Genomic DNA, 11,747 nt, shown 5'->3' with positions numbered 1-11,747 from the left:
TAGGGCATACCGGAACCTTTGGGCTAGATCCAATAAACGCTTGGGGAGAGAATACCTCTACTTTTTCAGAAGCAATTCTGTCTAAGCAAGTAATCTCTGTGAACCAAGAATCCCCGTCTCTTTAGAGCGGGGAGTGTCAAGAGAAGAATTAAATATCGAGGACGGTTTAGCTAATCCCGATGTTTATATTCTCGATCCTTGCTGTGGAACCGGCGCTTATTTAGTCGAGGTTTTGCGCTATATTACCGATACTTTACAGGAAAATGGGTCGGGTGCTTTAGCCATGGCTTTGGTGAAAAAAGCAGCGATAGAAAGAATTTTCGGTTTCGAGATTTTAACCGCTCCTTTTGTCGTCGCTCATCTACAATTAGGTTTATTCCTGCAAAGTTTGGGTGTACCTTTAATAGAAGATAGTGAACGCGTCGGGGTTTATCTGACTAATGCTTTAACCGGTTGGCAACCCCCAGACGAGGAAAGCAAACAGAAAATTCAACAGCTACAATTAAATTTTCCGGAGTTAAATAAGGAACGAGAGGCAGCTGATGAAGTTAAGCGCGGTAAACCGATTTTAGTTATTCTCGGTAATCCTCCCTACAATGCTTTTGCTGGAACCAGTCCCACGGAAGAAGCAGGTTTAGTGGAAGTATATAAACAGGGTTTGATCTCCGATTGGGGGATTAAAAAGTTTAATTTGGATGATCTCTATGTGCGCTTTTTTCGTTTAGCAGAAAGATGTATCTCTGAAAATACCGGTAAAGGAGTTGTTTGTTATATTTCTAATTTTTCCTATCTCGCTGATCCTTCTTTTGTGGTGATGCGGCAAAGATTTTTACAAGAATTTGATCGTCTTTGGTTTGATTGTCTCAATGGTGATAGTCGGGAAACAGGAAAGTTAACCCCCGAAGGTAATCCCGATCCTAGGGTTTTTTCTACTCAATACAATAAGGAAGGGATTCGAGTCGGGACAACTATCGGATTAATGGTAAGAAAGGAAGTAAGGAATAAAAATATTGATGTCTATTTTCGCCATTTCTGGGGAGTTTCTAAACGAGAACAGTTATTAGATAGTTTAAATAATCAAGATTTTGATGATTTTTATCAAGTATCTAAACCAGAACAATCTAATCGTTATTCTTTCCGTCCCTCCGATGTTTCTTCTCAATATTTAGCATGGCCAAAGTTAACAGATTTATGTAAAGAACCACCTAGCAATGGATTAATGGAAAAAAGGGGAGGAGCATTAATTGATATTGATAAATCAAGTTGAGAAACAAGAATTAAAATGTATTATGATACTTCGATAACATGGGAAGAACTGAAAACCTTAAAAACTGGATTAACGGAAGATGCCGCTCGTTTTGATGCCAAGAAAGCTCGAATTAAAATCATAAATTTAGAATCTTATAATTCAAAAAATTTACAACGATACATAATTAGACCTTTTGATGTTAGATATTGTTATTATACTGCTGTTCGTCCTTTATGGAATGAACATAGACCGAGCTTATGGTTACAATGTTGGGAAGGAAATTCATTTTTAATCAGTCGTTTTAAATCGGCAAAAACTTCGGAAGGTTCACCCTTTTATTTTGCGATAGGATTATCTGACGATCATCTCTTATCTCCTGATGCTTCCTGTTTTCCTATTCGTCTAAGGACTAAATTAACTGAAAATAAAACAGCCACACTATTCAATACACAAGAATTTATCGACACCACTCTAACAGCTAATCTCTCGGAAAAATCTCGTCAATACTTAAAGCAAATGGGTATTAATAATCTCGAGGAAAATATCGAGAATGCGTCCTTAATTTGGCTGCACGCATTAGCTATTGGTTACTCTCCCTTGTATCTTGGGGAAAATGCCGACGGTATTCGTCAAGACTTCCCAAGAATTCCCCTTCCCAAAAGCCAAGAATTATTAATTAAATCTGCCGAACTAGGACAAGCGATCGCCTCTCTTTTAGACACAGAAAATCCCGTTATAGGAGTGACAAAAAAACCGACTCCTGCACTGCAAAAAATCGCCTTGATTTCCTGCACTGATGGGGTAAATTTAAACCCAGATAAGGGAGATTTAATTATTAACGTTGGTTGGGGACATGGGGGTAAAAATGGCGTGACGATGCCGGGTAAAGGAAAAGCGATCGCAAGACAATATACAACCGCAGAAATGAGCGTAATTAGCCCAGAAATGCGAAAATTATTAGGAACGAAAACCTATGATATTTATCTCAATGATCGAGCCTATTGGCAAAATATACCATCCCGGGTATGGGAATATACCATCGGGGGTTATCAAGTCATTAAAAAATGGCTAAGTTATCGCGAGGAAAAATTATTAGGACGGGGATTAACTATCGCAGAAGTGCAGGAAGTAAGCGAGATGACTAGAAGAATTACTGCGATTATTCTCTTAGAATCAGACCTAGATGATAACTATCAAAATATCAAAACAGCCGTGTATTCTTTTTAATATCTTCTGGTCTAATCCTATGTGATGACAGCTTTATAATCGGGGATAAAAATGACTTTTGCTGGCACTTTTGAGCCAGTGTATTATGTGGAGATTAAAAGCGTTGGTTCTATTTCTCCTGCTCAAACTAAAAGCATGAGTAGTGATTTTTGTCAAGAAATTTAGGCTTATTTAGGAATACCGAAAAATCGCATTTATTTTAACTCTCTGGTTAAGATTTTTGACTGTTCAATCCAAGCTAACATCACCGCGATATCGGGACATAAATCGCGTCTTTGCAGATTAGCCACCTGAAAGCGGAGAATCTGTCGATGCAATTGCTGAATTGATGTCTGTGCCAATTGCGGGATGGAAGCAATACCGGCATGAACCAGCAAACCGCAGTATTGACAACCCACGGCGGGAATCGAGGCTAATTCCGCCATTGCCACCCACTTATTAATATGTTTAGCCTGGATTTGCATTCTTACTGCTAATTTTTCCTTACCCCATTGCGGACGAACTTTTTGCAAAAGTTGTGCGGTGGTGTCGATACCGCAATCCTTTAATTTTTGGCAATCTTGGTCACTTAACCCCGGCAAATGTTCAATTAACCAGCTTTGCCTGTGGATAAGTTGCGATCGATTCATCGAAATTATTAACTATTGATAAGTAGATTATAGCGGTTATCTTCAGGCTCAGATTAGCTGGTCGATGTCTCGTGAGAATCGATCCCCCTAGCTTCGGTATCCCCTTTTTTAAGGGGAAAAAGGAGGAATTCAATGTGTAGTTTTTATGAATTATACACAAAAAAAAGTTGATAGAACCAAAACGGTCTATCAACTCTTAAAATTATCTATTCAGGAACTAAAAATTAACGTTCCTGAAAGACGATTTTTTTGTCCAAGGAAGGACGGTTATTCGACTTAGAAGGATACTTATTGCCACCACCGCGGGGAGTTTTATTAATCACTGGTTTACTGCTCGCCGGTGCGGGAACTTCCCAATCGGTTTTCATCCACTGGGGACAATTTTGATCGTAGATCATTTGCAGGGCAGCCGCCGCGATCGCTTGGGGATCATATTCTTCACTTAAATCCCGCACTAAAGGCAAGAAAGAAGCCATACGTTCCCCCGATAAAGCCTCTTTTAGCTGATTTTGCAGCTTGGTCAGGCGTTTTGCTTCTACTTCGGTGCGACTAGGAATGGGACTAGATTCCAGACGTTGACGCAAACGCTGTTCAATCTGACGTAATAAACGCCGATCGATCGGTTCTACTAAGGATATAGCAGTTCCCGTTTTACCGGCGCGGCCCGTGCGGCCAATGCGGTGAATATAGGTTTCGGCATTATCCGGCAGATCATAGTTAATAACGTGGCTGAGATTTTCCACATCTAGACCGCGGGCCGCGATATCCGTGGCTACCACTAATTTAATTTTGCCCTCGCGGAAACGTTGCACCAGTCGTTCCCGTTGCACTTGGCTTAAGTTACCGTGGTATTCATCCACCGTTTGCCCCGCTTCTTGCAGTTTGCTGGTTAATTCGGCCGCGGTTTGCTTGGTGCGGACGAAAATAATCGCCGATTCTAGGGGTTCGATCTCTAACAGGGGTTGCAGGACTTTTAATTTCGTCCAACCGCGAGGGATCAGATAAATTTTCTGCTCGATTTTAGCAGGAGCGGCCTGGGGTTGAGAAACCGTCACAGAAACGGGAGATTTCAAGAAATTAGCGATTAAATCGCGGATTTCCCGGGGCATAGTTGCCGAGAAACAGGCGGTTTGACGGGTGGAGGGGGATGCTTGCAGAATTTTCTTAACATCATCGATGAAACCCATACTGAGCATTTCGTCCGCTTCATCGAGGACTACCCAGTTTAGGGATTCTAGATGGAGTTTTTTGCGATCGAGCAGATCGATTACCCGGCCAGGAGTCCCGACCACAATCTGGACACCTTTTTCCAGACTGCGGATCTGACGTTCCATGGATTGACCACCACAGACTGTCAGGATAAAGAGACGACGATCATCAGAGAAATCTTTGATGGCGCTGGCCACCTGTTGGGCTAATTCCCGGGTGGGGGTGAGGATTAAAGCTTGAACGTTAGGATTTTTGGTGTCCATGCGTTCGAGTAAAGGCAGGGAATAGGCGGCAGTTTTGCCGGTTCCCGTTTGCGACATTCCTACCATGTCATGGCCTTCTAACAGGAGAGGGATGGCTTTGGATTGAATTTCGGTGGGGGTGGTGAATCCAAGCGTTTCTAGGTGTTGAAGACGGCTATCGGATAAACCTAAATTGTTGAAACCAGTGGTCATAGGGATTGTTTTGTGGGAATTAAATTAGAAAAATGGAAAAATTAGACTATTTCGCCGTAGAGATCGTAGGTATCGGCCGAAGTGATTCGGACCTGTACGATCGCACCTAGAATCGCCTCCCCTGTCACATAAACCAAGCCATCCACTTCCGGGGAAAAACGAGCGGAACGCCCGATTAACTCCCCTGTTTCTGGGTTTTCCTGTTCGATGAGAACATCGACAGTGTCACCGATATAAGCTTGATTTTTGCGCTCCGAGATTGGTTGCTGAGTTAACATCAACCGTTCGCGGCGTTCGTCCATAATTGCCTGTGGCACTGGATTGGGCAGGTCAAAAGCGGCTGTACCTTCTTCGGCGGAGAAGGTAAACACCCCGACGTGATCGAACTCATGACGCTTGACAAATTCCAGCAGATGGCTGAAATGTTCCTCGGTTTCTCCGGGGAAACCGACGATAAAAGTCGTTCGTAAAACCGCGTTCGGGATAGCTTGCTTGATCCGCTCGATAATGCCATCGTTGACTCGTCCTTGCCAGGGACGGTTCATCGCCCGCAGGATGTCGGGATGGGAATGCTGTAGCGGCAAGTCTAGATAGGGTAAAACATTCGGGGTCTCTCGGATCGCCTCGATAACCTTTGGCGTTAACCCGGTCGGGTAAGCGTAGTGAACGCGAATCCAAGGTATATCGACTTCTCCCAGCGCTCGCAAGAGTTCCGCTAATTTGGGTTCGCCATATAAGTCTAACCCATAATTGGTTGTTATTTGCGAAATGAGAATTAATTCTTGCACTCCTTGGCCGGCCAATTGTCGCGCTTCGGCTACAATGGACTCGATCGATCTCGATCGCTGATCGCCGCGCAGGTGGGGAATAATACAGAAAGCACAGCGATAATCGCAGCCTTCGGCCACCCGCAGATAGGCGACTCCTTCGGTAGTGGTGCGATAACGGGGTAGATTTTCATCAGCGATAAAAGTGGGATCGGCGCTGACTTCCTTGACGCGTTCTCCCGTCTCTACCCGTTCCACGATCTCGACGATTTTCTGATAATCTCCCGTGCCAACAATGGCCACGGCTTCCGGCAATTCCGTCAGGAGTTCATCTTGGAAATGTTGGGCCATACAGCCGGAGATAATAATTTTTTTATTAGCTTCCGCCAGTTCCACGAGGGTGCGAACGGATTCTTCTCTAGCTGCTTGAATGAAACTACAGGTATTAACGATAACGTAATCGGCCAACTCCTCGTCATTATCTACGGGATAGCCAGCCTTGGCCAGCAGTCCTAACATATGCTCGGAGTCGATCCGGTTTTTCTCACAGCCTAGGTGTGAGATAGCGATGGTTGGCTTATTGCCCATGCGATCGAGTATCAACCAAATCTTAAACTTCTCTAATGTTAAGACATTTTAACGGATTCCGGACTTGATAAAATCATTAGCAGTTAAAATATTTTCCCCCCTGGGTCCCGTGGCTAGGCCTTGACCCTGTTAAAATGGGTGAGCGGCGCCTGGTTGGGGACGCTAAGAGTAGTAGACGCTGTGAACTTAATTGCAACTTTCAAGACAAAAAACCCGATTATTGGCGTGGTTCATCTCGCCCCCCTGCCCACTTCCCCCCGTTGGGGTGGTAGTCTCAAGACGGTGATCGAGCGGGCTGAACAGGAGGCGACGGCCTTGGCTGCCGGTGGTGTTGATGGTTTGATTATCGAGAATTTTTTTGATGCCCCCTTTACCAAGCAACAGGTGGATCCCGCCGTGGTTAGTGCCATGACTTTAATTGTTGATCGCATTAAAAATCTGGTGGTCTTACCGATCGGTCTTAATGTTCTCCGCAATGATGCCCATAGTGCCTTAGCGATCGCTACCTGTGTCAAGGCCCAATTTATTCGAGTTAATGTGCTAACGGGGGTTATGGCTACCGATCAGGGCATTATTGAGGGTCAGGCCCACGAACTCCTGCGTTATCGGCGCGAATTGGGGTCTGAGGTCAAAATTTTAGCGGATGTTTTGGTTAAACACGCCCGCCCCTTGGCAACTCCTAATCTGACTACGGCAGTTCAAGATACGATCGAACGGGGACTAGCAGACGGGGTGATTCTCTCCGGTTGGGCTACCGGTAGCCCCCCTAGTTTTGAGGATTTGGAACTGGCAGTGGCGGCGGCCAAGGGAACACCGGTTTTTATCGGCAGCGGGGCTGATTTGGACAATATCGGGCGGTTACTGCCGGCTGCCGATGGGGTGATCGTGGCTAGTTCCCTCAAGCGTCATGGCAAAATTACTGAACCGGTGGATCCGATCCGGGTGTCGCAATTTGTGGAAACGGCCCGGCAGATCAACGATCAAAAAGCAAAAATTAATAATTCTCTCCCTTCTTTGCCTCTGTCCACATAACCCCTTGCTAGAATGGCGGATAGTTTCAGGGGATAGCGATCCTAAGTTTTTAGGAATTGAAAACGTCCTAATTAACACAATATCGTTACGGGATTTTTCCTTTCGACAAAGTACATTTCGATTTGTGAAAATCTCATTAAGTAACGATTTCCCTCCTGACTCCTGACTCCTGAATTCTGCTGTAATTTAATCTAAATAATATTATGCGTCGTCGTTCTGTACCTTGGATTCATCGCTACTCCCGGCCCCTAATTGGGGGGGTTTCGATCGTGGGGGCGATTCTGACCGGCTATTTAACCATTACCAAACTGACGGGAGGGGCTGCTGCCTGTACCGCCGGGGCTAGTGATGGGGCTGGTTGTAGTGGTGTTCTTAATAGTCCCTACGCTACGGTTTTCGGGCTGCCCTTGAGTTTGTTCGGTTTTTTGGCCTATATGGCCATGGCGGTTTTTTCCCTCAGTCCTCTATTTATCAATGGGGAAACTCAGAAAAATCTCCGCAAAAGTTTAGAAAATAATACTTGGTTATTGCTGTTAGCAGGGGCGACGGCGATGGCGGTATTTAGTGGTTATTTAATGTATATTCTAGCCACGGAATTAAAGGAATTGTGTCCCTACTGCATCACTTCGGCTTTGTTCGCTTTAACCCTATTAATTCTCACAATTATCGGGCGCGAATGGGAAGGTTTAGGACAAATTATACTGCCGATGGTTGTAGTGGCAATGATTACTTTTGTGGGAACTTTAGCGGTTTATGCGGGAGTAAATTCCCCCACGGTGGCAGCAGGAAAAGAAGAAATTACCCGGCCAATGACAGCTGCTACACCCCCGTATGGTTGGGAAGTAACCACGGTTTCGGGAAAAGCAGAAATCGCCCTGGCTAAACATTTAAAAGCAATTGGTGCGAAGGAATACGGGGCTTTTTGGTGTCCCCACTGTTACGATCAAAAACAGTTATTTGGTAAGGAAGCTGGAGAAATCCTCAAAAAAGAAGGGGTTTATATCGAATGCGATCCCCAAGGGGTTAATGGTAATCCCCAAGCTTGTCGCGATGCCGGAATTAAAGGTTTCCCCACTTGGATTATTAAGGGTCAAGAATATTCGGGAACCCAAAGATTAGAGAAATTGGCGGAGATTTCTGGTTATACTGGCCCGATGAATTTTAAATATACAGTTCCGGGGCGCAAGTAGAAAAATATTGAGGGGTTGAACCTGGTTCAGCCCCGACATTTTATAGTGTTTGTTCTCTAGATAAAGTAGAACTTGAATTTTGTTCTTAGCAATAGAGGGAGATTGAAAGTTGCCAGATTTTGATCAACCTATACCCCAAGAAAAACTTGACATTATTGAGAAAAATAGAGCCAATTTATTTGCTTGGCGAGGTCAGTTTTCACCCCAACTGATTGAAACTATATTAACTTATTATTGCCCATCTAATTCGGTCATCCTCGATCCTTTTGTGGGTAGCGGCACTGTTTTGCTAGAGGCAAGTTATTTATCCCTAGAAGCTTATGGATTTGAGATTAATCCCGCTGCTTATATCATGAGTCATACCTATGAATTTATCAATGATTCTCAAAAAAAAGAAGTTCTTAAAAACCTGAGAAATATCATTGATCAAGAATTTCCTTTGAGAATTTTTGAAGTCAGTGACCAAGTAGAAAATTTAGTAGATAAATTGCAAAATACTAGGAATATGCTACCGGATCGGTCAAAGGTTTTATTTGATGCTTTGGTAATCATTCTTGATGTATGTAAGAATAAAATTACTCAGGAATTTATTCAGAAAAAATTTTCACATCTTAGCAATATAATTACTAATCTTCCCTACTCTCAAAAACCGATCAGGGTTGGATTATCTGATGCTCGTTCTCTACCACTAGAAAATAATCAGATAGATTTTGTTGTGACTTCTCCACCCTATATAAATGTTTTTAATTACCATCAAAATTATCGTCAATCTGCTGAAATCTTAGGATGGGATTTACTCAAGATAGCCAAGTCAGAAATTGGTTCTAATAGAGCAAATAGGAGTAATCGTTTCTACACTGTAGTACAATACTGTTTAGATATGGGTGACATTTTAAAAGAACTGGCAAGAGTCAGCAAGCAGCAAGCAAGAATTGTTTTAATTGTAGGACAAGAATCTAACGTTCTTGGCGTACCTTTTTATAATGCTGATATTATTGAAAAAATAGGTATCAAAGCCAAGCTATTCCAGAAAGTATTAAGACAAAAAAGAAAATTTAAGAATAAATTTGGTAAAGTTATTATAGAGGATATAATTAATTTTATCAACTTAAATAATCAAGTTAGCCAAGAGGTAATAGAACAAATTTCTAGAGAGGTAGCATTCGAGGTATTGGAAAGCAGTAGGCTTTTTGTATCTCCAGAAAACCAGCTATGGTTACAATCAGCAATTGCCAAAGTCAATAATATTCAAAGAACACCAATTTTAGATAAGAGATTATATATTGATCCTGTTAATATTTGAACATCAACAAAAATACATGAACGAATTTTCTCGTCCTCACTACACAAAAATAACTGCCTGTCTTAACAATCCTCGGTTGCCAGAATCTGATCGGGAACGTTTAGAAGAAGCTATTATAAAATATCGCCAGTGGATTATCGAGTTAGAATCGATTAATTCTGGTCAAGCAGATGCAGTAGAAAAGCTAGTGTCAGCTACTAACCGATATAAGCGTTTTATTGAACTTGACTTGATTTTTGATAGTTCAGATAACTTTTTGTATAGACAGAAAGGACAGTTAAAATTAGATAATACTATATTAGAAGAATTTTTACCGCAGCTGGTTTTACGTAGTTTATAAGGAATAGATAACTCTTTTGAATTGGGTCCAAGAAATACCTTCTCTGGACTAAGTTTCCTATCCTCTCTCGGCAATATTGGTCAAGGTGGTCAAGCAAATATTAGAAGCAAAAATCAGGATTTTATACTGGGCAAAAAGTTATATCTAAAGTCATCTTTTGAGCCAGAATTTCAAAATCATGAATTGATTGAGTCTCATCTTGGCTATGTTTGTGCAGAGTGCAAAACTAATTTAGATAAAACTATGTTTCAGGAAGCTGTAGCCACAAGTAGAGATTTAAAAATTGCCGTTCCTAACTCTTTATATTTTTTGATTTGCGAATTTCTTGATATGACACCAGTTTCAATAATTTCTACTCAAATTGATGATGTGTTAATTATACGAAAAACTAAGCGTATGACCGCTAATCTTCGACAAGAGTATCGCTCCTCAAAAGCAAGACAGCTGCACAGACAGGAATATGTAGATTTTTTGGATGCTTCTCAATATTATCCCGATGTGTTTCAAAGGATGATCGATAAAATACAAACTCATATTGATAATACAAATCCATCACTGGAAAATGTTTTATATCAAGGATATTTCTAAAAATTTTCTCGACATCAAGTTTAGCTAATTTGATGTATAATCAAGATGTAGATAAGTTGCTAATTATTGGTTATGACTCAGGTAAATCTACAAAAAGCCGCTAATATTCTCGGTGTCACTACCACAGAAATACTAACATGGCAAAAGAAAAAATTAATCAAAGGTCAGAAAATCAATCAAGTTGATTGGTTATTTAATCTGGATGAATTAACCAATCTTAAAAATAACCAATCCCCCAGAGAATTGAGAATTTTAAAAACTGTTGAGCCAACTAATTACACGGTTCTTGAATTATTTGCTGGTTGTGGTGGTATGGCTTTAGGTTTAGAAAATGCGGGAATAAAAACGCAATTACTGGTGGAAATTAACCAAGATTGTGTTAATACTTTAAGACTCAATCGACCGCAATGGAATGTTATAAATCAAGACATAAAAAAGATTAAATTTTCTGATTTTAGAGACAAAATAGATATTGTAGCTGGAGGTTTTCCCTGCCAACCTTTTAGTTATGCTGGGTTAGGGAAAGGATTAGAAGATTTGAGAGGGAGCTTATTTTTTGAATTTGCTCGTTGTTTACAGGAAGTACAACCTAAAATTGCTATGGCCGAAAATGTTCGAGGATTATTAAGTAATAAAAAAGGAGAAACCCTGCAATTAATGCTGCAAGCTTTACAGGAAATCGGTTATTATGCTGCTTATCAAGTTTTATCGGCTCAATTTCTCGATGTTCCCCAAAAAAGAGAAAGATTAATTATTATTGCCACCCGTCAAGACCTAAATATTAAACCCATTTTTCCCCAATATAAAAACTATACTATTTCTTTGAAAAAAGCTCTAGAGAATTGTCCAATTTCTCTGGGAGTAGAATATAAAGAAAGAAAAAAAGAGATTATGTCCTTAGTTCCCGCAGGAGGAAATTGGCGGAATTTGCCGATGGATATTCAAAAAGAATATATGAAAAATAGTCTCAAAAATCACGGAGGCCGGACAGGATATGCTAAAAGATTATCTTGGGATGAACCAGCTTTAACTAGGGTCTGCTGAAAAAGTTATTGAAAAGCACAGGTCTCTTAATCAATGATTTCACTTAGCTACAAGCATAAGCTTTAGTTGTTGATTAGCTTCTAAGCTATAACTTATTGTCATCATTGACCGAGAAAAAGTGCGGTT

General features: G+C 41.4%; 8 protein-coding genes and 3 pseudogenes. 8 read left to right on the top strand and 3 right to left on the bottom strand.

Features of this window, described 5'->3' with window-relative positions; genetic code table 11:
- Positions 1-133 precede the first annotated feature (133 nt).
- Both IM479_RS16270 and IM479_RS16265 read left to right on the top strand, forming a co-directional pair.
- Positions 134-2,476: pseudogene (locus tag IM479_RS16270) on the top strand (type ISP restriction/modification enzyme); the annotation flags it as partial.
- Between the two features lie 15 nt (positions 2,477-2,491).
- Positions 2,492-2,638 (top strand): annotated as a pseudogene (locus IM479_RS16265) (phenylpyruvate tautomerase MIF-related protein); the annotation flags it as partial.
- A 32-nt stretch (positions 2,639-2,670) separates the two neighbouring features.
- Here IM479_RS16265 and IM479_RS16260 read toward each other — a convergent pair.
- The 3 genes from IM479_RS16260 to rimO form a co-directional block, all read right to left on the bottom strand.
- The gene (locus IM479_RS16260; protein WP_287686231.1) at positions 2,671-3,105 is read right to left on the bottom strand and encodes a DUF4332 domain-containing protein; all 435 of its coding nucleotides are present in this window, start codon (positions 3,103-3,105) and stop codon (positions 2,671-2,673) included.
- A gap of 224 nt (positions 3,106-3,329) precedes the next feature.
- Positions 3,330-4,769, bottom strand: coding sequence for a DEAD/DEAH box helicase (locus IM479_RS16255; RefSeq protein ID WP_287686230.1), 1,440 nt, complete (start codon positions 4,767-4,769; stop codon positions 3,330-3,332).
- Between the two features lie 41 nt (positions 4,770-4,810).
- A complete protein-coding gene (gene rimO / locus IM479_RS16250; RefSeq protein WP_286826142.1) occupies positions 4,811-6,124 on the bottom strand; it encodes a 30S ribosomal protein S12 methylthiotransferase RimO in 1,314 nt (437 codons plus the stop codon).
- Positions 6,125-6,304: 180 nt separating this feature from the next.
- On the opposite strand from rimO, the gene btpA reads away from it, so the two are divergent.
- The 6 genes and pseudogenes from btpA to IM479_RS16220 form a co-directional block, all read left to right on the top strand.
- A complete protein-coding gene (gene btpA / locus IM479_RS16245; RefSeq protein ID WP_286826141.1) occupies positions 6,305-7,156 on the top strand; it encodes a photosystem I biogenesis protein BtpA in 852 nt (283 codons plus the stop codon).
- Between the two features lie 203 nt (positions 7,157-7,359).
- Positions 7,360-8,346, top strand: a complete 987-nt coding sequence (locus IM479_RS16240) for a vitamin K epoxide reductase family protein (protein WP_287686229.1) — start codon at positions 7,360-7,362, stop codon at positions 8,344-8,346.
- A gap of 109 nt (positions 8,347-8,455) precedes the next feature.
- The gene (locus IM479_RS16235) at positions 8,456-9,649 is read left to right on the top strand and encodes a DNA methyltransferase (RefSeq protein ID WP_287686228.1); all 1,194 of its coding nucleotides are present in this window, start codon (positions 8,456-8,458) and stop codon (positions 9,647-9,649) included.
- 16 nt (positions 9,650-9,665) lie between these two features.
- Entirely contained in the window at positions 9,666-9,989 is a 324-nt protein-coding gene (locus IM479_RS16230; protein ID WP_287686227.1) for a hypothetical protein, read from the top strand.
- Positions 9,990-9,992: 3 nt separating this feature from the next.
- Positions 9,993-10,577: a Bpu10I family restriction endonuclease gene (locus IM479_RS16225; RefSeq protein WP_287686232.1), complete on the top strand. Its 585-nt coding sequence runs from the start codon at positions 9,993-9,995 to the stop codon at positions 10,575-10,577.
- 72 nt (positions 10,578-10,649) lie between these two features.
- Positions 10,650-11,618, top strand: a pseudogene (locus IM479_RS16220) (DNA cytosine methyltransferase); the annotation flags it as partial.
- Between the last annotated feature and the right edge of the window lie 129 nt (positions 11,619-11,747).

The sequence above is a fragment of the Microcystis sp. M165S2 genome (assembly GCF_020245885.1).
GTDB lineage: Bacteria > Cyanobacteriota > Cyanobacteriia > Cyanobacteriales > Microcystaceae > Microcystis.
The sequence above is the reverse complement of the archived record's forward strand: the minus strand, read 5'-3'. Positions and strand labels throughout refer to the sequence as shown.

What these genes read in the sequence shown, in the direction of transcription:
- IM479_RS16260 (WP_287686231.1), bottom strand. Translation starts at nt 3,105, where the DNA reads ATGAATCGATCGCAACTTATCCACAGGCAAAGCTGGTTAATTGAACAT.
- IM479_RS16255 (WP_287686230.1), bottom strand. Translation starts at nt 4,769, where the DNA reads ATGACCACTGGTTTCAACAATTTAGGTTTATCCGATAGCCGTCTTCAA.
- IM479_RS16230 (WP_287686227.1), top strand. Translation starts at nt 9,666, where the DNA reads ATGAACGAATTTTCTCGTCCTCACTACACAAAAATAACTGCCTGTCTT.
- IM479_RS16240 (WP_287686229.1), top strand. Translation starts at nt 7,360, where the DNA reads ATGCGTCGTCGTTCTGTACCTTGGATTCATCGCTACTCCCGGCCCCTA.
- rimO (WP_286826142.1), bottom strand. Translation starts at nt 6,124, where the DNA reads ATGGGCAATAAGCCAACCATCGCTATCTCACACCTAGGCTGTGAGAAA.